24 protein-coding genes are annotated in these 21,956 nt (G+C 65.4%); 9 read left to right on the forward strand and 15 right to left on the reverse strand.

Annotated elements, in window-relative coordinates:
* Positions 1-60 precede the first annotated feature (60 nt).
* The 4 genes from fhuF to UC34_RS15540 all read right to left on the reverse strand — a co-directional run bounded on the left by fhuF (position 61) and on the right by UC34_RS15540 (position 2,752).
* Complete coding sequence (gene fhuF / locus UC34_RS15525) at positions 61-966, reverse strand: siderophore-iron reductase FhuF (RefSeq protein ID WP_052811084.1); 906 nt, start codon at positions 964-966, stop codon at positions 61-63.
* Positions 963-1,724, reverse strand: a complete 762-nt coding sequence (locus UC34_RS15530; RefSeq protein WP_044456250.1) for a thioesterase II family protein — start codon at positions 1,722-1,724, stop codon at positions 963-965. Before UC34_RS15530 ends, fhuF begins: the two co-directional genes overlap by 4 nt.
* Positions 1,714-1,941: a pandorabactin biosynthesis protein PanC gene (gene panC / locus UC34_RS15535; RefSeq protein ID WP_044456251.1), complete on the reverse strand. Its 228-nt coding sequence runs from the start codon at positions 1,939-1,941 to the stop codon at positions 1,714-1,716. The genes UC34_RS15530 and panC overlap by 11 nt, the downstream gene beginning before the upstream one ends.
* Positions 1,942-2,026: 85 nt before the next feature.
* Positions 2,027-2,752: a 4'-phosphopantetheinyl transferase family protein gene (locus tag UC34_RS15540; RefSeq protein ID WP_052811085.1), complete on the reverse strand. Its 726-nt coding sequence runs from the start codon at positions 2,750-2,752 to the stop codon at positions 2,027-2,029.
* 386 nt (positions 2,753-3,138) lie between these two features.
* On the opposite strand from UC34_RS15540, the gene panA reads away from it, so the two are divergent.
* Positions 3,139-3,711 (forward strand): pandorabactin biosynthesis sigma factor PanA, encoded by a 573-nt coding sequence (gene panA, locus UC34_RS15545; protein ID WP_084070702.1) that lies wholly within the window; start codon positions 3,139-3,141, stop codon positions 3,709-3,711.
* Between the two features lie 123 nt (positions 3,712-3,834).
* On the opposite strand, the gene UC34_RS15550 is transcribed toward panA, so the two are convergent.
* From UC34_RS15550 to UC34_RS15585, 8 genes are all read right to left on the reverse strand, one after another.
* Positions 3,835-4,191: a RidA family protein gene (locus UC34_RS15550; RefSeq protein ID WP_044456252.1), complete on the reverse strand. Its 357-nt coding sequence runs from the start codon at positions 4,189-4,191 to the stop codon at positions 3,835-3,837.
* Between the two features lie 56 nt (positions 4,192-4,247).
* Positions 4,248-5,687 carry an FAD/NAD(P)-dependent oxidoreductase gene (locus UC34_RS15555; protein WP_044456253.1) on the reverse strand — a complete coding sequence of 480 codons (1,440 nt, stop codon included), beginning with the start codon at positions 5,685-5,687 and terminating at the stop codon, positions 4,248-4,250.
* Positions 5,684-5,992: a (2Fe-2S)-binding protein gene (locus tag UC34_RS15560; protein WP_044456254.1), complete on the reverse strand. Its 309-nt coding sequence runs from the start codon at positions 5,990-5,992 to the stop codon at positions 5,684-5,686. Before UC34_RS15560 ends, UC34_RS15555 begins: the two co-directional genes overlap by 4 nt.
* Positions 5,970-7,070: an NAD(P)/FAD-dependent oxidoreductase gene (locus UC34_RS15565; protein ID WP_044456255.1), complete on the reverse strand. Its 1,101-nt coding sequence runs from the start codon at positions 7,068-7,070 to the stop codon at positions 5,970-5,972. The genes UC34_RS15560 and UC34_RS15565 overlap by 23 nt, the downstream gene beginning before the upstream one ends.
* 3 nt (positions 7,071-7,073) lie before the next feature.
* Positions 7,074-7,889: an ABC transporter permease gene (locus UC34_RS15570; RefSeq protein ID WP_044456256.1), complete on the reverse strand. Its 816-nt coding sequence runs from the start codon at positions 7,887-7,889 to the stop codon at positions 7,074-7,076.
* A 14-nt stretch (positions 7,890-7,903) separates the two neighbouring features.
* Positions 7,904-8,842, reverse strand: coding sequence for an ABC transporter permease (locus UC34_RS15575; protein WP_084070703.1), 939 nt, complete (start codon positions 8,840-8,842; stop codon positions 7,904-7,906).
* Positions 8,839-9,924, reverse strand: coding sequence for an ABC transporter ATP-binding protein (locus UC34_RS15580; protein ID WP_044456257.1), 1,086 nt, complete (start codon positions 9,922-9,924; stop codon positions 8,839-8,841). The genes UC34_RS15575 and UC34_RS15580 overlap by 4 nt, the downstream gene beginning before the upstream one ends.
* Before the next feature lie 92 nt (positions 9,925-10,016).
* Positions 10,017-11,081, reverse strand: coding sequence for an ABC transporter substrate-binding protein (locus tag UC34_RS15585; protein ID WP_072617487.1), 1,065 nt, complete (start codon positions 11,079-11,081; stop codon positions 10,017-10,019).
* A gap of 171 nt (positions 11,082-11,252) precedes the next feature.
* Between UC34_RS15585 and UC34_RS15590 the strand changes: the two genes are divergently transcribed.
* The 8 genes from UC34_RS15590 to UC34_RS15625 all read left to right on the forward strand — a co-directional run bounded on the left by UC34_RS15590 (position 11,253) and on the right by UC34_RS15625 (position 18,648).
* Complete coding sequence (locus tag UC34_RS15590) at positions 11,253-12,143, forward strand: LysR substrate-binding domain-containing protein (protein WP_044456258.1); 891 nt, start codon at positions 11,253-11,255, stop codon at positions 12,141-12,143.
* Positions 12,144-12,419: 276 nt separating this feature from the next.
* Entirely contained in the window at positions 12,420-12,851 is a 432-nt protein-coding gene (locus tag UC34_RS15595) for a winged helix-turn-helix domain-containing protein (protein WP_052811086.1), read from the forward strand.
* 111 nt (positions 12,852-12,962) lie between these two features.
* A complete protein-coding gene (locus tag UC34_RS15600) occupies positions 12,963-13,454 on the forward strand; it encodes a cupin domain-containing protein (protein ID WP_084071020.1) in 492 nt (163 codons plus the stop codon).
* Between the two features lie 249 nt (positions 13,455-13,703).
* Complete coding sequence (locus UC34_RS15605; RefSeq protein ID WP_044456260.1) at positions 13,704-14,732, forward strand: acetamidase/formamidase family protein; 1,029 nt, start codon at positions 13,704-13,706, stop codon at positions 14,730-14,732.
* Positions 14,733-14,743: 11 nt separating this feature from the next.
* Complete coding sequence (locus UC34_RS15610) at positions 14,744-15,001, forward strand: XapX domain-containing protein (RefSeq protein WP_044456261.1); 258 nt, start codon at positions 14,744-14,746, stop codon at positions 14,999-15,001.
* 10 nt (positions 15,002-15,011) lie between these two features.
* Entirely contained in the window at positions 15,012-15,203 is a 192-nt protein-coding gene (locus UC34_RS15615) for a DUF1427 family protein (RefSeq protein WP_044456262.1), read from the forward strand.
* A gap of 117 nt (positions 15,204-15,320) precedes the next feature.
* Complete coding sequence (locus tag UC34_RS15620; RefSeq protein ID WP_044456263.1) at positions 15,321-17,687, forward strand: acetamidase/formamidase family protein; 2,367 nt, start codon at positions 15,321-15,323, stop codon at positions 17,685-17,687.
* Between the two features lie 127 nt (positions 17,688-17,814).
* Positions 17,815-18,648, forward strand: a complete 834-nt coding sequence (locus tag UC34_RS15625) for an AraC family transcriptional regulator (RefSeq protein ID WP_044456264.1) — start codon at positions 17,815-17,817, stop codon at positions 18,646-18,648.
* Here the strand turns inward: UC34_RS15625 and mnmH are convergent.
* Genes mnmH through UC34_RS15640 form a run of 3 tightly spaced genes read right to left on the reverse strand, consistent with a single transcriptional unit; the run spans position 18,584 to position 21,920 of the window.
* A complete protein-coding gene (gene mnmH, locus UC34_RS15630; protein ID WP_044456265.1) occupies positions 18,584-19,687 on the reverse strand; it encodes a tRNA 2-selenouridine(34) synthase MnmH in 1,104 nt (367 codons plus the stop codon). The two genes, UC34_RS15625 and mnmH, sit on opposite strands and share 65 nt — an antisense overlap.
* The gene (locus tag UC34_RS15635; RefSeq protein ID WP_044456266.1) at positions 19,684-20,337 is read right to left on the reverse strand and encodes a tetratricopeptide repeat protein; all 654 of its coding nucleotides are present in this window, start codon (positions 20,335-20,337) and stop codon (positions 19,684-19,686) included. The genes mnmH and UC34_RS15635 overlap by 4 nt, the downstream gene beginning before the upstream one ends.
* 23 nt (positions 20,338-20,360) lie before the next feature.
* Positions 20,361-21,920, reverse strand: coding sequence for a glycosyltransferase family 2 protein (locus UC34_RS15640; RefSeq protein WP_084071021.1), 1,560 nt, complete (start codon positions 21,918-21,920; stop codon positions 20,361-20,363).
* Positions 21,921-21,956: the final 36 nt, after the last annotated feature.

Consider the following 21,956-nt stretch of genomic DNA (forward strand, 5'->3'; position numbering starts at 1 on the left):
CCGGGCCATGCCACGCCTACACGCCTACACACCTACACGCCCACGCGCCGACGCGCCGGCCTACTGCGGCGCGCCGCCGGCTTGCATCGACAATTGACGCTGGAGCTGCTGCGGCGTCATCGTCAGGATCAACGGACAGGACCCGCACAGCAACGCCTCGTCGCATCGGGTGCCCTTGCCCGCCAGTTGATAACGCAAGCAGCATACGCGCCGCGCGCGCATCGGCGCGGGTATGGCGGCAGAAGGCGGCGTCACGTAGCGCACCGTACGATACAGGGGGTTGTCGGCCGTCTGGCCGAACCCGGCGTCGCCATCGAAGAGCCACGTGTAATCGTCCGAGGCGCGCGCGGCCAGCGACGGCACCTTGCGCATCTGCGCGACGATGAACTCCAGCAGGTTTCCCGCATTGCTCCAGAGCACCCGCTGAGATACCCCCGAGGCACGGTGCATGGCGGAAATCGCTGCCGGGAGATGAACGTGAATCAGCGATGCGAAACGCGCGGACGCCGACGGCACGTCTGACGCATCGTCGCCGGGCGAAGGCGGTACCCAACTGTTCGACGCAAAGCGCACCCTGAGCGGCAACCCCCCTCGCAGCACAATGGCACAGGTCGCCGGATCGAGCGTCAGCGTCCGCCCGTGCACGATAGTGATCGCCAGCGCGCCCGGGGCAATCGCACGAAAGTAGAACTTGCTCCACTGCGACATGAGCGCACGCGGCTCCACGCCGGGAACGATGCGGCGCACGCCGTCGAACAGCGCGGGCACATGCGCGCCGAGGTCGGTCAGACCGATCGTCGTCTCCCCGCTGCGAAGCCTATCGTCCGCGTCCTCCGGGTCGTGCCCGCCGAACACCAGACCGGCACACAACGGCCCGAGATCGCCCCGCACGGCCGCCGGCAAACTGGCCGCGAGGTCGAAATGCGCGGCGTCCGGCCAACGCAATGGGTTTGCACGCTCGCTCATTGGGCCGCCGCAAGCGCGCGCGACGCATGGATGGCGGGCGCGAGCGTACCGGCGATTACCGCCAGCAGATACGCGGGGTCGTCGCGAACGAAGAAATGGTCGCCGTCGAAATCGGTGCGGGTGTAGCTGCTGCGTGTCTCGCATCGCCAGTCGTCGAGCACTTCCGGGGGGAAACTGTCGCGGCGTCCGGCCAGCGCGTGGATGGGCACGCTCAGCGGCCCGCGCATCTCGGGCGAAGGACGCCGGTAATGACCGCATAGCTGAAAATCCGCCTTGATGACGGGCAACACCATCGCCATCAGCTCCGGCTCGGCAAGCAGCGCTTGCGGCGTGCCGCCCAGCGCACGCATTTCGGCAAGCACGTCGGCATCGTCGACCAGCGCCGCATATCGGCTGTCGTCGCGCGTGGCGGGCGGACGGCTCGCCGCCACGAACAACGCCGCCGGCGCATGACCGCGCGCATGCAGGCGATGCGCGATCTCGAAGGCCAGCAGCCCTCCGAGGCTATGGCCAAACAACGCAAAGCGCGAGCCCGCCCCGCGATGCGCGATATGCTGGCGCAAACACTCCTCGGCCAACTGGTCCGCCAGCACGTGCGGGTCACGTTGCAGCGGTTCGTGATGGCGCGTGCCGCGCCCCGGCAATTCGACCGGTCGCACCGCGAGCCAAGACGGCGCGACCTGCGCCCAGCGGGCGTACGCCGTCGCACTTCCTCCCGCGCAGGGCAGACACAGCAGGCGGCAAGCCTCAAACGCCATTGCGCCCGTCACCCTGCCTGGCCAAATGCTCGCGCAAGCTACGCGGGCGCATGTCGGTCCACACCGTTTCGATATGCGCCAGGCACGTCGCCTTGTTGCCGCTCACGCCGACTTCGCGCCAACCGGCAGGCACCGGCCGATAATCCGGCCAGATGGCGTATTGCGCTTCGTCGTTGATGACCACTCGGAACACGCCATTCTCGTCGTCGAAACTCATCGATCACTCCTGTAAGCGTTGTGACGTCCGGACAGCGCGATCTGCGCCCTCCTCTGGCTGACAGACGGTCCAGCCGCGACGCAATTTACCCTTCGGGCAACCATGCCAATGCGGCGGCATACCCCGGCGGCGCGGGCAGCAGGCGCAACTCCATCGCATGCAACGCCTGCGCGAGTCCCGGCTCGTCGGCCCGCCACGCGATGGGCTGTCCCACGGGCGCCGCGCAGAACATGTCGTGGAACTTGCCGTTGACGGCGCTCGCCGCGGACGCCACGGCGTCCACATCCAGACTCAGCGCCGTCAGATGGTCTTGCACGCCGCTGCCCAGCGCCTTGAGCGCCGCTTCCTTGAGTGCCCAGATCCAGTGGAAGACGGCTTGTGTGCCGCCGCCCTGTCCCGCGAGCCGCAAGCTGCGCATCAGCATTGCGCGCTGTTCTTCCGGGTGCAAACACACACCCCACAGGATGCGCGGGTCGGCCACGGCATCCAGCCGCTCGATGTCGACCCCCACGCGCACGTCCGGTGAATGCGCGAGCAGCCCCCATTGCCCGGCGTGGCTGACATTGAAGTCCGGCGGGCCGCCCCCCGCCAGACGCGGGCGGCCATTGGCATCGACCTCGAACGCCACATCGCCCGGGGGCGCCGCCAGCGCCTTGCCGAGCGCGTCGCGCAGCGATGCCCGCACGACTGCAAAGCGAGCCCGGTCCGCTTCCTTGTGAAAGCGGGCCATACGGAGATGCTCGTCCGACGACAAGCGGGCGAGCACGCGCGCCGGATTCCGGAAGCCGTCATCGACGTTGACGAATTGCAAAGCAAGGCTCGTTGGCATAACGAAATGAAAGGCGCATCAATCGTTAGACGAATCGCATATCAAAATATTAATTGCAAACCATTCTCATTTTCACTATTGTTTACGACAAATTTGCTGCGCGACCTGCGGAAATTAATAGGCGCACCGGCCCGGCGCCGGGCGGCGCGCCCGCACGGTCGAAGCACCAGAAGTTCTGCAGTCCTGTCTTTTCTCCCTGCACTGTTGTGTCGGAATGCGCCATGGGCGTCATTCCCGGCGGCGTTCGTCCGTCACTTTGTCATCGGCTGCGACGGCGCCCGTCCGGGCACGCCAGTGTGGCGCCAAAGTGACGACGCGACGCTTTGCCGCACAGCCGTGCGTTAGATGCCGATCCGGAGGCAAAAAGCATGAGCGAGCAGTTAGGTTACGCCGGGTGTCCCGGCTGGACGCCTGCGGGCGACGACACGCAGGACGGTGTCGTCGGTCAGGTCTTCGTGACTCACCGACGCGCGCTGGTCGGCCTGGCGATGCGCATTCTCGGGTGTCCGTGTCGCGCTGAAGACGTGGTGCAGGACGCTTACATCAAGTTGTGTGACGCACGCAGCACATGCCAGGTTCGGCATCCGGCCAGTTATGTGATGCAGGTGGTGCGCAATCTCGCGCTGGACGGTTATCGCCGTCAGCAGATCGAGAACCGGGTGTTCACGGTGGAGGACGAGGCCATCGACATGCCCGATCGCACGGCGTCGCCCGAAGCTCAGGTGACCGCGCGCCAGATGATCGGCGGCATGCTCGACCGGCTCAAGACGTTGCCCGAGCGCACCCGCACGGTCTTCGAAATGTATTACTTCCAGGACTGCACGCAGCGCGAAATCGCCCAGTCGCTGGGCGTGTCGACCACGCTCGTGAACTTCATGATGCAGGACGCCCGTCAGGCGCTCACGCCTTGGATCAGCGGCACCTGCGAAGACACCGTCTGAATCCGGACCGATTCCTACAAGCTTGCCTCCCGCTCACCGTCGTACGCGGAAAAGAAAGAGCCCGCGATCATTTGCGGGCTCAGGGCCTTGCCTGCCATCCTCTGACGACGCAACCGTCGCCGGTTACTTTGCCGCAGCAATGACGGCGATTTCGACGAGCAAGTCCGGCGCGGCCAGTCGCGACTCCACGGTCGCGCGGGTGGGCGTGTTGCCCGGGCTCGTCCAGGCATCCCACACGGCGTTCATGCCGGCGAAATCCGATTCGATGTCCTTGAGCCAGACCTGTGCCGAGAGCAGACGCGACTTGTCGATACCGGCATCCTTGAGATACCCGTCGATCTTCGCCAGCACTTGCTGCGTCTGCCCAGTGATGTCCTGGCTGCGGTCGTCGGCCGTCTGGCCGCCGATATAGACCGTTCCGTTATGCACCACAACACGGCTCATCCGAGCATTCGTGTGATGACGTTGAATATCGTTCATTACCACGTCTCCAAAGGGAATAAAAAAGAGTAGATGAGAGTCCCGGACCGTCTCACCTACTTGGGGAAACCTGCGCGTTCACTCAGAAATTCGGGCGCCTCGATGGCCGACGCGAGTTCGCCCAGCGTGACCGGTTTGATCGGCGGACGAATGCGGTAGTAGCCCACTTCCGGCACCGGGCATCCCTGCGCCTGCGCGAGCAGTTCCGCGACCGTCATGCCGCAAAAGCGGCCCTGACACGGCCCCATGCCGCAACGCGAAAAGCTCTTCGTCTGGTTCGGTCCGATGCAGCCGAGCTCGGCCATGCGACGCACGTCGCCTGCCGTGACTTCCTCGCAACGGCACACGATGGTGCTGTCGTCGGCCGGCGCACGAAAACCGTCGGCCGGACGGTAAAGCGCATCGAGAAACGGACGAATCGAAGTGTGCGAGGCCAGTTCTCGACGCAGCGACAGCGCGCGCGAATCGCGCCGCGCGACATCGATCTTCCCAAGCGCCACCGCGGCCTGCACGGCGGCGAGGCGCCCGGACGGCTCTGCGGCTAGCGCACCGCCGATACCGGCGCCGTCGCCGGCCACGAAAATGCCCGGCACGCTCGTTTCGCCCCAGCTATCGGTCTTCGGACGCCAGCACAACTGCGCGTCGTCCCACACGTGATCGCACCCGATCGAGCGCGTGACCTGCGTGTTTGGAATCACCCCCTGATGCAAGAGCACCAGCGCCGTGTCGATACGCTGTGTCTTGCCCTGCGCCACATACTCGATAGCTTGCGCCTGCGTCTTGCCGAGCACCCGCAATGACGAGACATGCTTCACGTGTTGCACGCCCGCCGCACGAATCGCACGCAGCAGCCTGAAGCCCTTGAGCAGATAGGACGGTGCGCGCAGCGCCCCACCCGCGTGGCGCAACGCATCGCGACGGGCGCCCGGTTCTGCCGTGTCGAGAATGGCACGCACCGGCACCCCGGCGTTGATGAGCTGCCATGCGAACAGGTAGAGCAACGGTCCGCAGCCGGCAAGCACGGCCGGCGTATCCGGCACCAGTGCAGAGGCCTTGAGCAGCGTCTGCGCCGCCCCCACGCCCATGACGCCGGGCAGCGTCCAGCCCGGAATCGGGAACGGACGCTCCTGCGCCCCGCCTGCGAGCACAATGGCACCGGCTTCGAGTTGCAAGGTGCCGCCCGCCCCCTGCCCCCCTTGCCGGGTCACGCAGACACGTCTGTCCGTACCGATCTGCCACGCCAGCGTTTGTGGCCAATAGTCGACGTTGGCCTCGGTGAAGCCATCCACCAGCGCGCGCCCGCGCAGGTAGTCCGGCCCGAGCACGCCCGGATCGGCCAGCGGCGAGCGGCTGACGCTGCGATAAATCTGCCCGCCGGGCAGCACGTTCTCATCCACGACGAGCGGCGTCAGCCCATGTCGCTTCGCTTCGAGCGCCGCCGCAAGCCCCGCAGGACCGGCGCCGACGATCAACAAATCCACGCGCTTCGTGCTCATGCCACGCTCCTTGCACCGTCCATTCGGCGCACCTGCATTCCCTCGCGCACGGGCGTCATGCACCCCTGCCGGTTCGGCGCGCCATCGATCTCCACCAGGCAATCGAAGCACACGCCCATCATGCAGAACGGCGCGCGATCACTGCCCGTCACGGGCGTCGTGCGGCATGCCGTCACGCCCGCGAACAGCAGTGCTGCGGCCACATTCATCTCCGCCGGCACATCGACCGGCGCTCCCTCGATAAACATCCGCACCGTCGCGCCATCCTTGCGCGCCAGCGACTTAAGCAGCGAAACGTTTGGCATAGAAATGATCCAGAAGCGCGGGGCGTTCGGCGCCGAGAATCCACGGCGCGATGGTTTCACAATGCGCGGCGGCAAGCGTTACGCCGCTGTGGCAGGTCGCGAGGAATGCGCCGGGACAGGCTTGCGACTCCTCGTAGATCGGCAGGCCGTCAGCCGTCATGACGCGCAACGCGCCCCAGGCGCGCACCACACGCACGTTTTTGAGAATCGGGAATGGCGCGATGCCGCGGCGCGCAATGTCCGCGAGTACATCGGGCGTGACGCCGTCGTTGAAGCCCACATCTTCGGCCGAATCGCCGAGCATGACCGACCCTTCGACGGTCTGACGTACGTATATCGTTGGGTAATCGAGGAACGGCCTGACGCGCTCCGTCACCACGATCTGGCCGCGCAACGGCTTGACCGGCGCATCGAGTCCCACCATCGGCGCGAGATCGCGATTGCCCAGACCGGCGGCCAGCACCACGCGGCCGGCCTCGAACGACATGTCGCCCATACTCACGCGAAACGCATTGCCCAGATGGCGAATGTCGGTCACGCGAAGATTCGGCGCATACTCGCCCCCCGCCTGCTCGAACGCCGCAAACAATGCGCGCAGCGTGTACAGCGGGCTGACGTGACCGTCGTTGGGCGAATAGATGCCGCCGTACACCTCGGGACCGATGGCCGGCAAGCGCTGCGCGAGCGCTGCATGGTCGAGCACTTCGTAGACCAGCGCGGGCTCGGCCTCCTTGAGCTTGCGCATGCTCTCGACCTTGACGGCGAGTTCATCGGCCGTCTGCGCAATGTTGAATCCGCCCGGCCGTTGAAAGCCGACATTCACGCCGGTGCGTGCGAGCAACTCGTCGGCCAGGCGCTGCCACGTGTTCGCAGAGTGCAGCGACCAGCGCGCATAGTCGGTGCAGGTACCTCCCTTGCCCTGCACCCAGACCAACCCGAAGTTGCCGCGAGCGGCACGCAGCGAGTTGTCCTCGCCATCGCAAACGACGACGCGTTGTCCGCGCTTGGCAAGCCCGTAGGCGATCGCCATGCCGACGAGGCCACCGCCGATCACGGCGATATCGTATGTCTTTTGCATGTTTTAGTGATTTCCAACCAGAACCTTGTTCAATCCGTAGATGCGATCGAGCACCAGCATCACGGCCAGCGTCAGCCCGATGAGCAGCGTCGAAATCGCCGCCACGCTGGGGTCGACCGTCTCGCTCATGTTCATGTAGATGCGCACCGGCAGCGTGATCGTCTCGGGCGAGGTGACGAAGATCGTCGCGGTCAGCTCGTCGAAACTGTTGATGAACGCCAGCACCCAGCCACCCGCCACCCCCGGCAAGATGGCAGGCAACGTGATACGGCGAAACGTCGTCCAGCGCCCGGCGCCCAGTGAGCGCGCCGCACGCTCGCCCTCGTCCGCCTGCCCGACGAGCGCCGCCATGATGAGCCGCAGCGCATACGGGAAGATCAGCAGCGCGTGGCACGCCACGAGGCTCTCGAACGAGCCGCCCATGTCGAGCAATGTGAACAGCCGCAAGAACGCAATGCCCAGCACCACCGGCGGGATCATCAGCGGCGAGAGCAGAAACGCGTTGACCGCATCGCGCCCCGGAAAACGGTAGCGCGCGAGTCCCATTGCGGTGGGCACGGCCAACGCCGTCGAGACGGTGGCCGACATCACGCCGAGCCACAAACTCGTGCGCAAGGCCGACTGGAAGTCCTCGTCGCCCATGAGCGAGCGGAACCAGCGCAGGGAGAAGCGCTGCGTCGGAATCGAGAGGAAGTTGTCGGGTGTGAACGCCACCAGACACACGACCACCAGCGGCGCGAGAATGAAGACGAGGAACACCGCGTGAAACGCGAGTGCGCCGAAGCCGTTGCGATCGTACCGGGAGTCTTGCGAAGTCATGTGATCGTCTCCCGTCAGCCGAGACGGCGCGTGAAGCGCTTCTCGAGGGCGCGGTTATACCCGCTGATGATGAGCACGTTGACGACGAGCAGCACAATCGCGATGGCGGCGCCCAGCGGCCAGTTCAGCGTACCGAGGAATTCGTCGTACGCGGTGGTCGCCACGACCTTCAGGCGACGCCCGCCGATCAGTGCCGGCGTGGCGAAGGCGCTCGCCGTCAGCGCAAACACGATCAGGCTGCCCGACAGAATGCCCGGCGTGATTTGCGGCAACACCACACGCCACATCACCGTGGCGCGCCCCGCACCGAGCGAGCGCGCGGCGTGCGCTACGGCCGGGTCGAGTCGGGTGAGCGAGGTCCACACCGAGAGCACCATCAGCGGTACGAGCACGTGCACCAGCGCCACCGTGACGGCCCCCATCGTGAACAGCATCTGCAACGGATGATCGATCAGGCCGAGCCGCGTGAGCACCGCATTCACGAGCCCCTCGCGGCCGAGCAGGATCGACCAGCCCAGCGTGCGCACGACCACCGAAATGAGCAGCGGACCGAGCACGAGCACCAGACACAGCGAACGCCACGGGTCACGCATGCGAAACAGGAAGATCGCCTCCGGTACGCCGACAAGCACGCACAGCAACGTCACACCGATCGACAGCAGCAACGTGCGCAGGAAAATCTCGTAGAAATAGCTGTCGCTGACGATGTCCAGATAATGCCGCAACGACACCGTCGGCAAGATGCCGCCCGAGTTGGGGTCGAAATCGTGCAGGCTCAGCACGAACGTGAGCACGAGCGGCACGGCAAGCAACACGAGGAAATACAGCGTTGCCGGCAGAACGAGCGTCCAGGCCGCGCGCCGCTGGCCGGCAACTTCCGGCGACAGCACGGACGTTTGCTTGGGCGACGGCGCGGGCGACACGCCCGGTGGCGTGGATGTCGCGGCGTTCATGCGCTCTCCTGAACCAGACGCAGCGCGTCGTCGGCCCAATCGAGCCCGACCGCGTCGCCATCGTTGGCGGCGACCACGCCGTCGTTCGACACCAGCACCCGCAAGTCGCCCAATGCCGTGCAGACCGTCAGCATCCAGTGATTGCCGTGAAAACTGCGTTGCGCCACCCGGCCTGCCACGCGCCCGGTCGTGGCCGAGGTGAGGCGAATGCGCTCGGGGCGCAGGCAGAAGGTGACGGCGGCGTTGGCCGCCTGCGTCGATGCGAGCCCGGCCTGCGCGGGCGACACCACGAGCCGCAGTCCCTGCACTTCGAGCAGCGCCACGCCACCGCGCACGTCGAGCTGACCGGTGATGAGATTGGTCTGCCCGATGAAGTTCGCGGCAAACGTGGCGCGCGGGTCTTCGTACACTTCATGCGGGGTATCGATGCGCACCACCCGTCCGGCATTGAGCAGGACCACACGGTCGCTGATCGCGAGCGCTTCGGCCTGATCGTGCGTGACCATGATCGTCGTCGTGCCGACCTTGCGCTGAATGGCGCGCAGTTCGTCCTGCATCTGTTCGCGCAGCTTGGCGTCGAGGTTGGAGAGCGGCTCGTCGAGCAGCAGCACGGGCGGTGCTATAACCATGGCGCGGGCGAGCGCCACGCGTTGACGCTGACCGCCCGAGAGCTCGCGCGGGAAGCGTTGCGCATGCTGACCGAGATGCACCAGTTCCAGCGCGTCTTTCACACGGCGTTGTTTCTCGCCGGGATCGACGCGGCGCATATCCAGACCGAACGCGACGTTCTGCGCCACAGTCATGTGCGGGAACAACGCGTAGCTCTGAAAGACGATGCCGAGCCCGCGCTTTTCCGGCGGCACCGGCGTCAGGTCGCGGCCTTCGAGCAGAATCCGGCCGGACGTCGGGGTGACGAAACCGGCAATCATCTGCAACGTCGTGGTCTTGCCGCAACCGGACGGGCCGAGCAGGGAGATGAACTCGCCCTGTGCAATCGAGAGGTCGACGCCCTCGACGGCGACGGTGTCTCCGAAGCGCTTTCCGAGTTGTTCGACGCGTAGATATGGGGTGCTGGTGCTCATGACGCTTGTGATCTCCTTGCTGCTCGACTTCGGACTGAACGGCGGCGATACCGGCGCGTGTCATAACGCCGGTACACAACGCCGGCATCGACTTAGCGCTCGATCTGACGATTCCAGCGCTGCGTCCATTCGGCGCGCTTCGCGTTCACGACATCCCAGTCGACGCGCACGAGCTTGTCGATCTGCGCGGGCGACGGCACGCGCGCGGCCACGGCCAGCGACAGTTGCGCCTTCTTGTTGGACGGCGCAACGCCCTGGCTCTCCGCGAGCACGGCCTGCGTCTGCGGCGAGAGAATCATCTGGATGAATTTTTGCGCGAGCGCGTCGTTGGCAGACTTGTCGACGGCGCACATGCCCATGCCGAGCGCGACCGCGCCTTCCCTGGGATAGACGAATTCGACCGGAATGCCCTGCTGGCGCAGCGCCTGCACGCGGCCATTGCCCCACACGGCGAGCGCCACTTCGTCGGCCTGGAACAGCTCGGCGATCTTGCCCGGCGAGGGGTCGAACGACAGCACGTTCGGTGCGATCTTCTCCATCTCCTTGAAGCCCGGATCGATGTTGGCGTCGGACCCGCCGTTAAGCTTCGACTCGACGAGCAATGCGTGCAGGCCGTACGTGTTCTTGATGCTCGGCATCACCAGCTTGCCCTTGTACTTCGGGTCGGACAGTTCCTTCCACGAGGTGGGCGCCGGCCAGCCTTTGGCCTGGAACAGACGGGTGTTGTAGGCGATACCGGTGGCGATCAGGCCGGCGGCCACGGCATTGCCGTTCTTGAATTTCGCGATGTCGTAGAGATCCTGATAGACCGGTGCGTCGGCAAGCTTGCCGCAAAAGCCCATCTGAATGGCCTGATACATCGGACCATCGTCGAGGAAGACCACGTCCATGCCCGCTTTGCCTTTTTGCGCCTGGAGCTTCGCGAGCGTCGTCGTCGAGTCGCCCGGCACGATCACGACCTTGGTGCCCGGGTTGGCTCGCTCGAAGCCGGGAATCACGTCCTTCTTGAGCATCTGCTCGAACGAGCCGCCATACGCGCCGACGTACAGCGTAGTGTCGGCGTGCGCAGCGCCCGCGCCAAAGGTCAGCCCGGCCGCCATGGAAATCGCGGCGGCACGGCCCAGTTTGCGAAGCATGTGAGGAACGACAGTCTTCATCGGGAAGCTCCTTGCGTGATGCAGTGTTATGTGATGTTATGGCCCGGCATTACGATAAAAAATCAAACTATTGCGTAGTTTTCGTAGGGTCATTTTCGACACACCTACGGTCAAATCACATTTTTTTACTCGGCCATACGTAAATGTTATGGGCTCGATAGCGAGGCTTCGATGAAGATCCGGCAGTTGGAGGCATTTCGGGCGCTGATCCTGCGCCAGACGGTCACTCGCGCAGCCGACATGCTTCACATTTCGCAACCGGCCGTCACCCGGCTCATCAACGATCTGGAGGCCGACGTAGGGTTTTCCTTATTCGACCGGAGCAACGGTCGCCTCAACCCCACGCCCGAAGCGATGGTGTTGTTCGAGGAAGTCGAACGCTCGTTCGCCGGCATCGACCGCATTGCGCAGACCGCCGAGCAGATCAAATCGCTGCGGCGCGGCTCGCTCCACATTGCCGGCGCGCCGGCGCTGGCGCTGGAGTTCTTGCCGACCACGCTCACCGGCTTCATGCGGGAGCATCCGGGGGTCAGCACGACGCTGCTGATTCACGCGTCGAGCATTGTGGTCGACATGGTCGTGGGCAGACGCTGCGACGTGGGCTTCATCGCCCACCCGCTCACCCATGCGGGCGTAAATGTGCAGACCCTGCACCGTGCGCCGATGCGCTGCATCCTGCCCATCGGACACCGGCTGGCGGATCGCGACGTGATTCGTCCCGAAGACCTGCGCGACGAATCGTTCATCTCGTATCCGAAGGAGTTCGATAACCGGATGTACATCGACCGGCTCTTCGCCGAACGTCAGATCGACCGCGTGATGAGTGCGGAGTCGCAACTCTCGGCGGCGATCTGCGTGCTGGTGCAGCACGGCGCCGGGGTGGCGATCATCGATCAGGTCACGGCCCGGTATGCCGCGGGGCGCGTGGTCGTGAAACCCTTTGAGCCCGTCGTCATGTCAGGCTTTTCGCTGGTCACCTCCACGCAGCATCCGCCCTCGCGGCTCGCGCAGGCGTTCGTCGAATACACCAGGCAGCGCATGGACGAACTGCTCGAAGACTGAGCCGGGCGGAGGGAAAACCGGCGCCGTCGCAAATCGGCGTCGCCCGACATTGAACGTGGTTCAGCGGGCGTGCATCCGTGGGCATGGGTTGCGAGGTGTCCGCCGTCCGGCCTGCTGACGGGTCATCCGGATGCTCAACAGCCTGATGCAAATTGTTCAAGTTTCCTTTTGCGCCCTGAAGCGTTTTATGAATGACAACGCGATTCCCGACATCCTCTTTTTCGGGTACGCCGAGACAGGAACGACCGGATTCGGGTTCGGCAACGGGAGCATGAAGTGAATTTTGCAGTTTTGACGTCAGAGGGCGCGCTCGAAGGCGCGGCGCGCAGCGACGACTGGATCGAGGTCGGCGCGTATCAGCTCGACCGCCGCCGCGAAACAGTGGTCATGAATGGCATTGCAGTCGAACTCACGGCCCGCGAGTTCGCTCTCGCGTGGCTGATGTTCAGCGCGCCGGACACGCGCGTTAGCCGTGCGCGCATCGCCACCCTGATCTGGCGCAGCGACGAGGCATCGGCCGCACGCAGCATCGAGCAGCACATCTATTTGTTGCGCAATCGTCTGGGCCTGCGTGGCGAACACGGATTTGTGCTGCGCGCCGTGTACGGCGGCGGCTATTGCCTCGGCGCACGCCCCGCACGCCCCGCGCCCGGCCGCGCGCGCCGGCCGACACGGACTGTGCGCGCCGCGCGCAAGGGCCTTGCCTGAAGTCACAGGCGGTTGATATGCTCTCGCCCGGCCCGCCGTCGGCCAATGCGCCCCACTCGCGGGTTCCCCGGCGCCAAGGCCGGGCAGATGCATAACAACAGAGACAACGACATGTCGCAACGCAGTACCCCTCGGACGGCACATACCGCTGCCGTCGTGCTCATGGCGCTCGCCTCCTGCGCCTTCGGCATCGGCATCGGCAGCGCAAACGCCGAAACGCTCCACCCCGTAAAAGTCGACCAACAGGCGCTGGCCGGTCCGGTGTTCGACAGTGCCGACGCCGTACATGAGAACGAAGACGGCAATGACACGGTCGACGTCACCACTTTCACGTCGCCCGACAAGGCATTCCAGACCGGTGTCTTCAAGTCTGGCCCGGTGCGCGAGGAAATCCGTTCATCACCCGGCTATCCGTACACCGAATTGCTGGTCTTCCTCAGCGGTGGCGCAACGTTCACGTCAAGCGACGGCACGGTCGTCGACGCGGGCCCAGGAGACGCCGTCACCCTGCCCAAGGGCTGGACGGGCGTGTTCGAATCGAAGGGCTACACCAAGCTCTACGCCGTGTACGACACGGACGCGCCGTCTCACATCGGACAGTGAGCATCCGCTACCGACGCCGAGGCGCCGACAGCAGGCCCTGCGCCGAGACCGATCGGCGCGCCCCTCCCCGGGTAAACATCGCATCGGAGGACGGGCCAGCCGATGCGGGGCCGGGGTAAACGTTAGTTCCTCCCAGCAATAGAGAAGGTGTCAAACGCTCCTAATGGCGAGTTTTTGTCGCGCACTACCATGACTTCACCGTGAACAGTGTTTGCGGGCAGTCCGACAAAAATTCTCAGGAGACATGGCATGCTTCACGACCTTCCCGCACGGCCCGACACGGTGCACTGGGGCTATTTCGACGCGACGCAAAAGCCCGCGCTGACGATCAGGAGCGGTGACTTCATTCGCGCAGAAGCGGTTACCCATCACGCCGGCGACGCCCCGGATCTCATGATGGACGACGCCGTACGCGCCATCTACGACCGGATTGCGCACGAGGATCGCCATCCCGGCGTGCACATCATGACGGGCCCCATCTACGTGGAAGGCGCCAAGCCTGGCGACATGCTCGAAGTGCGCTACCTCCAGATGATTCCGCGCTTTCGCTTCGGCGCCAACGTTGCGGCGCACTGGGGGCAGCTCTACGACGACTTTCAGAAGGAACGCGTGACGATCTACGAACTGGACAACAGTTCGAACACGGCCCATGCCCTCTACGCGTTCGACTACCCGGGCAAGCTCACCACGCCGGGCAAGGTCGTCGATCACCGCGAGTGCTGCAAGCAGCCTGCGCTGGCCGGCGTGCGGGTGCCCGTGCGTCCGCACCTCGGCACGGCGGGTGTCGCGCCCGACGCGCAGGGCCGTGTCACGACCGTCGAGCCGGGATTGCACGGCGGCAACATCGACAACTGGCGCATCGGCGCGGGCGCCACGATGTACTACAAGGTGCAGGTCGACGGCGGCCTCTTCTCCATTGGCGATCCGCATATCTCGCAAGGGGATGGCGAAATCAGCGGCACGGCCATCGAAGCGTCGCTCAACGTGCTCTTTCAGGTCGTGCTGCGCAAGGACTTCGAGTTTCCGTCGCCGCTGCTCGAAACGCCCGACTGCTGGATCGTGCACGGCTTCCACCAGGACCTGGACGAAGCCGGCAAGAACGCCGCGCGCGACATGATCCGGCTACTCACGGACCAGCAAGGCCTATCGCGCGACGACGCCTATTCGCTCATGAGCGTGGCGGCCGACTTCGGCGTCACGCAGGTTGTCGACGGCACGCAAGGCGTGCACTGCACCATGCCGCGCGGCATGTTCCCGCCCAAGGCGTCGAAGTCATAGGAGACTCGCTCATGCAATACGTCTATGTGGGGCGCAACGAGCTTGTCGCTCTGATCGTCGGGTTGGTGACGGGCACGCTGTACTCGTGGCTCAATCTGCCGATTCCCGCACCGAACGTGCTCGGTGGCATCTTCGCCATCATCTTCACTTACCTCGGCTATCTGATTGTGAACGCGTGGCGTCGCTCGGTGACGTTCGGACGCCCGCCGGCGGACGTCTCGCTCGGCGCTGCGTCGTCCCGTTCGCCTCGCTCGGCCAGTCAATCCTGAGGGAGCCACCATGGTAGAAATCACCCTTGGCGCGACGGAGTTGCAGGCTGCCGCCGTCGGACTCGTGACCGGCGTGCTGTACACAAGCGTTCGTGCGCCGATTCCCGCGCCAAACGTCCTTGGCGGCATTTTCGCCATCGTCGGCACGTTCGTCGGCTTCGCGTTCGTGGCGGCAATGCGCGGGCAGCTACACTTCGGCTAGCGTGCCGGCGCGCCGCGCCGATTTGTTGCATCGATGGACGACCGTCAGTGGCCGTCGCGCGGCAGTCATCCGGGCCTGCCGCGCACGGCCCATCGTCACTTCTGAAGGAGGCCGGTTTTGGATCGCGCGCATTTCTCCACCGAGTCCTACGCTCAGGACCAGCGCGGGCCTGCATGGCAGGCCCGATTGCTCGACGCGCGCCTGCATTTCCGGGCCACCGAGGCAGGACAGCCGCTGCACGGCACGCTGCTCACACATCGCACACCCGGCGGGATCGAACTGTCGGTGATCGCTTCCACGCCGCAAACCGTGTCGGCTCGCGCAGGCGGCGAACGTGGCTTTTTACTCGTCATGCTGCTCGACGGTCAGGCCGAACTCGCCGGCGCCGGGGCGCCTGGCGTCGAAGGGGACGCCCTGGCCGCCGGCGACATTGCCTGCATTCCCGGCACGCAAAGCGCAGATCTCATCGCCAGAACGCCGTTCCGCCTGATTTCGGTGCATGTGCGCCACGCCACGATCGCGCCGCGTCTGGCCAGCGCCCCGCCTTCGCATGCGTGCAAATTGCCGGACGACTTGTCGCGACTTTTCGGCGGCCTGCTCGGTGGCCTCGCACGCCAGCTCGAGACAATGCACGACGCCGATGCGAACGCGCTCGAACCCGTCGAGAGCGTGATTCTCGAATGTCTGGCCTGTGCGCTCGCAACCGTCAAACCCCAGGCGACGTCCCGGCTGTCGAGCTCGCGCGCCGTTGTCTTCACGCGTATTTGCCACCGGGTTCAGGCGCGACTTGCCGAGCCCGATCTTTCGCTCTCGGCCATTGCCAGCGATGAGCACGTGTCGGATCGCTACCTGAGAAAACTGTTCGAAGACGCCGGCCAGAGCTTCTCGTCGTATCTGCGGAACAGCCGCTTGCAACGCTGCCACGCCGACTTGCAGAATCCGGCGTACGAGCAGCTATCGGTCGCCGACATCTGCTATCGCTGGGGTTTCAACGATCCGTCGTACTTCAGTCAGGCCTTTCGCGAGCGCTTCGGCGTGTCGCCCAAGGCCAGTCGCGATCAGGCATTGCGCGCCCGCGCCCTGCCCGAGCGGTCCCGAATTTCGCGCGGTCACCCCGACGTGCCCGCCGGTCTCGCGCATCGCACCGGCATCGTCGCCCACACCGGAATGCCCGAGCGCGACGCCGCCCTGCACCGCACGCTGGCGCATGACGCCGGGCAGCATCACTATCTTCGCGCCACATGCGACACCGTTCACTGGGGCTACCTGAGTCACGATATTCCGCCCGCGCTCACCGTCGCGTCCGGCGACACCGTGACCATCGAGACGCTGACGCAGCACGCCACCGACGATTGGGACCGCATGGTCAAAGGCGACCCGGGCGCCGAGAGCGTGTTTCACTGGACCGCGACGCGCAAGAACGTCGACCGGCGCGGGGCGGGACCGATGGATGCGTCGGTCTACGGTCGCGGCGCGGGCGAAGGCTTCGGTGTGCATATCTGCACAGGCCCCATCGCCGTCGAGGACGCCATGCCGGGCGACGTGCTCGAAGTCCGCATCCTCGATCTGCACCCGCGTCCGAGCGCCAACCCCGAGTATGCAGGCAAGGCTTTCGGCAGCCATGCGTCGACCTGGTGGGGCTTTCACTATCAGGACATGCTGACCTTGCCGCGTGAGCGCGAGGTGGTCACGGTATTCGAGATCGATTGCCACGAGGACCCGGCGGATCACACGCGTGGCAGCGATGTCGCGCGCGCGATCTACAGCTTTCGATGGACGCCGCAGCAAGACCCGTTTGGCATCGTGCATCCGACCATTGACTACCCGGGCGTGCCGGTCGACCACACCCGCATCACCAAGAACTTCCGCGCGTTGAAGAACGTGGAGATTCCGCTGCGACCGCATTTCGGCGTGCTCGCCGTGGCGCCCGCCCAGGAAGGCCTGATCGACTCGATTCCGCCGTCGAGCTATGCCGGCAATCTCGACAACTGGCGCGTCACGCGCGGCGCGAGCGTCTTCCTCAAGGTCGCCGTGCCCGGCGCCTTGCTGTCCATCGGCGATCCGCATGCCGCGCAAGGCGACGCCGAACTCGGCGGCACGGCCATCGAATGTTCGCTCACCGGCAATCTCCAGTTGATTCTTCACAAGAAGGCGACCATCGAGGCGAATGCGCCGTACGCCGATCTGACGTATCCGCTGGTCGAGACGGCAACCGAGTGGATCATCCACGGCTTCAGCTCGCCGAATCATCTCGCCGAACTTGGGCAGAAGGCGCAAAGCCAGATCTACATGAAATCGACGCTCGACAGCGCGTTGCGCGACGCCTTCCTGAAGGCCCGCCGCTTTCTCATGCAGGTCAAACGCCTGACCGAAGACGAAGCCACCGCGATCTTGTCGGTCTCGGTGGACTTTGGGGTGACGCAGGTCGTCAACGGCAACTGGGGCGTTCACGCGATCATCCGCAAGGGGATGTTCAACGATTGACCGGCCGCCCGACGACCTCGGAGCGAGAGGCCGGACGCCGGCTCCGAAGGGCGCGGCGAAGACTCGGGTACATTATTCGCAAAATCGGCAAAGCGCCGGTCGATACCTTGGCGTCCAAGGAGCGCAAATGAAACCCGAAACCCGTCTTCGCTATGCCCAACGTATGGAACCTGTGCTGCGCTGGCTGGCCAGTCATCCGGACAGTGCGCCGGATCTCTACCACCTCGCAGAACTGGCTTGCCTGTCGCCGTACCACTTTCACCGGGTCTACCGCGCGCTGCTCGGTGAGACGGTGAACGGCACGGTGCAGCGCCTTCGCATGCATCGTGCGGCCATCGCGCTGGCGGAATCGGAGGATTCGATGCGTGTTGTGGCGTCGCGGGCCGGCTATGCGTCGGACGCGACGTTCAACCGGGCCTTCGGCGCCTTCTTCGGCATGCCGCCGGGACGCTACCGGGATTCCCGCTCCGAGCCCATCGACCCTCAGGAGCCCAACATGTACCCGATCTCGGTTGAATCTTTTCCCGCCACCACGCTTGCCGTGCTCAAACACAGCGGCGACTATCAACACATCGGCACCGTCTTCGCGCGCGTCTTCATGCTAGCCGCCGCGCACGGCCTGGCCCGGCCGGATTCCATCGGCTTCGGCATTTACTTCGACGACCCGGAACAGGTGCCCGTCGCGCAGTTGCGCTCGCTCGCCGGTGTATCGGTTGCCCACGACGCCCCCATCGGCGGTGATCTGGAGCGCTTCGAGATCCCGGCCGGGCGCTGCGCGGTGCTGACCTACACCGGCCCGTACAACGAGATGAGCCAGCCGTACCAATGGCTGTTTTCGGAATGGCTGCCCCGCAGCGGGCTCGAACCGGCCGACTTCCCGATGTTCGAGCAGTACCTCAACGATCCGCGTTCGACCCCGCCGGCGCAGCTTCAGACGAAGATCTGTCTGCCGCTGAAGTGAGCGCGAGCAGGGCCTGCGCCTGGGCGCGCAGGTCTTGCGCCATCGGGTGAAATGCAAACGGCAGCGCCGTCGTCAATCCCTGCAACATCTTGCGCGAACTGCGCGTGTATGCCGGATCGTAGTGACGCGTGATCAGCGCCTGCGAGAGCGCGCGCTGCTCTGCGCTGTCGAGCAAGGCGAGCCACTGATCGACGACGGCCTTCCCATGCAGCGGCACGAGGCGCAGCAATTGCGTCCTGAAATAGTCCGGCTGCGCCAGCAGATGACCGTACTCCTGCGTCAACAACTCGACCCGCTCGTCGACAGACACGCTCACTTCAACGCAGCGCGGCGTGCCGCGTATCGACGTCATCAGCGACTCGGGCAACGTCACGAGTCCGATGCGTCGGCTCTCGGCCTCCACGAACACCGGGCGAGTCGGATCCAATCCGCGCAACGCGCCGATCAGCGCGGTATCGAACGACTTTTGCGACGGCTGCGGCGCATGGGGCATGGCGCCGAGCAACGAACCGCGATGCACCGCGAGCCCTTCGAGGTCGAGCGTTTGCGCGCCCGCCTGCGCCAGTGCGTGCAGCAACCGGGTCTTGCCGCTGCCCGTATGACCGGCCAGCACCACGAACTCGAACTTCGGGGGCAAGGTCTGGAGCGCCGCCACCACGTCGGTGCGATACGTCTTGTACCCGCCGTCGAGCTGACGGGCGCGCCAGCCGATCATGTTCATCATCAGCGTCATCGATGCGGAGCGCATGCCGCCGCGCCAGCAGTACACGAGCGGGCGCCAGTTGCGTGGCCGATCGGCAAAGACCGTCTCGAGATGCCGGGCAATGTTGCGCGCGACCATGGCGGCGCCTTCACGCGAGGCGTCAAAGGGCGACACCTGTTTGTACATCGTGCCGATCGTCACGCGCTCCTCGTTGCTGAGCACCGGTGCGTTGATCGCGCCGGGGATGTGGTCGTCGGCAAATTCGAGCGGCGTGCGGACGTCGATGATTTCATCGAACTCGCCCACGCTGGCGAGCGGTACCCTTAGATGATTCATTGCGCCCCCCCTGCAAGTTGAGCGCAGTGGGCGCCGTAGGGCGTGCGCGATGTGGGCGGTGTCGGCTTGCCATGTGCATCGCCAACGAGACCGGCGCGCACTTTGGCGGCACGATCGATGATTCGGGTTGCGCCTTCGGCGTCGCCTGCACCCCCTAGCGCCAGCGCGTAGTCGTCGAGCAGTTCGGCGTAGGCGTATGGGACTTTACGCGCGGCCTCCAGACGATCGAGCGTGCCGAGCGCACGTCCGAAGTATCCGGCCGACGCGGCGTATTGCCGTTGTACCAGCGCGAGACGCGCCAGTTCCACCAGCGCGGGATAGCGATAGCGGGCCGTCAGGATGTCGAGGTCATAGGCCTGACTGAGTTCGCGCTCGGCTTCCGCGTAATAGCAGGTCACGCCGAGCGCGCGGCCGTAGTCGAAGTGGATCGCGGCCCGTTGCGCCGCCGGCCAGCCGGACTGGTCCGCCACGAGCGCCGCCTGCCCGAAGGCCCGGCGTGCGGTGTCCCAGTCGCCGCGCACTTCGGCGGCGCCGCCTTGTGCCGCGTAGTCGGGGCCGAGCGGCTTCGGTGGGGTTGTCGTGCACCCGGCAGCGATCATCGCGCCACCCCACGCAAACGCCCCCGCCCACCACGTTGAAAATCGAATCATCGGAAAAGGAAAACCGCCGGAAATTACCTATCGCGGGGCACCTGCGCCCTGCGCTCGCCCGACAGGATACCTCGTCGCACCTGCACACCCCAACGCTGGCGCCCCGTGAGGAAGTGTCCCCAGCCCATGGCGGCCCCGGCGTGACGCATCAACTGGAACGAAAACGGCTCGAGGAGGGCGGCAACGAACGCCAGTCCGAAACTGCTGCCGGTGCGGCGGCCGGTCCAGCGGCGATAGGCGTGCACGGACCACAGGTGAAAGCCGAGGTCGATCACGATCTTGCCCAGAATGATGCCCGAGACCGGCAGCACCACACCGTAGTGCCCTTCGCAGACGAAGGTCACGAGCAACGCGAAGGCGGTCAGACCGTAGATCGGTTGCAGCGTGTCGAAGGCCTTGACCGGCAGCATCCAGCGGCCAAGGTTGCCATATCGACCGTTGCCGACCATGTCGCGATACCAGTATTGCGTCTGAAGGAAACCGGCGAACCAGCGACGACGTTGCCGCAGGAAGCTCGCGATGGTGCCCGGCGCATCGGTGAGCGCCTGTGCGGCGCCCACCACACGCACCTCCCAGTGCCGCGCATGTGCGACCGAGTCGCGACGCAGACGGTGGATCAACTCGTAGTCCTCGACCAGACACGCCGGGTCGAACCCGCCGACCGCCAGCACGGCTTCGCGACGAAAGCACGCGAAAGCGCCGGAGATCAGCAACAGGCCGTCCGCGCGCATCCAGGCAAACCGCGAGATGAAGTTGCGGATGTACTCGTACGTCTGGAAAAACTGCAAGACACGTGCGCCCGCGGTGTCGCCGCACACAGGGGTCAGCACGCCGGTCGCCGCAACGAGACGCGGGCGTCGGGCGAACGCGTCATGCATGGCCGCACATGCCCCGGCGTCGAGCAAAGTGTCTGCGTCGACCGTCATGACGATATCGGTGTCCATGCCGACGAGCGCGGCGTTGAGCGCGCGCGCCTTGCCGCCATGGGGCACACGCAGCCATCGCAAATTCGGATAGCGGGTGCTCGGCGCGCTCAGCGCGCCGATGCCCGGGTCCACCAGCCCGTACTCGCGGGTGAGCCACGCGACGGTGTCGTCCTGCGAGCCGTCGTCTGCAATGACGATCGCATCCGGCACGCGACGTCCGCCCATCAGCGCACGCAGCATCACGGGCAAGGCCGCCGCTTCGTTGTGCGCCGCGACCACGACGCCCAGCGTGAGATCCGGGGACACCCTGCCGCCCGCATCGTCGGCACTACCGACATTGCCGACATTGCCGACGTGCCCGACGCTCGCGCACATCTCGTCCGGATCGGGGCGCATCAACCGCCATGCCTGCCAGAAGACGAACGCCAGCAGCAGGGTGTCGTACACGACATAGGCCACCCCGGCGCCCCAGGCAAAAACGCCCTTGAGCAGGAACGCCTGCGCGAACAACAGGCACCACAGGAGGGCCACGCCACTGTGCACGAGCCAACTGGCCATTGGCGTGCGCGGCAGTGTGAAGCGCGGCGAATGCTGCGCGCGTAACGTTTCCAGTCGCGCAACGCCCGTCTCGATATCCCTGCTGATGTTCGGGCCCATGTCCGCGTCCGTGCGCATGTTTGTGCACATCGCCGC

This window comes from Pandoraea vervacti, from assembly GCF_000934605.2.
In the GTDB taxonomy this organism is placed as follows: Bacteria; Pseudomonadota; Gammaproteobacteria; order Burkholderiales; family Burkholderiaceae; genus Pandoraea; species Pandoraea vervacti.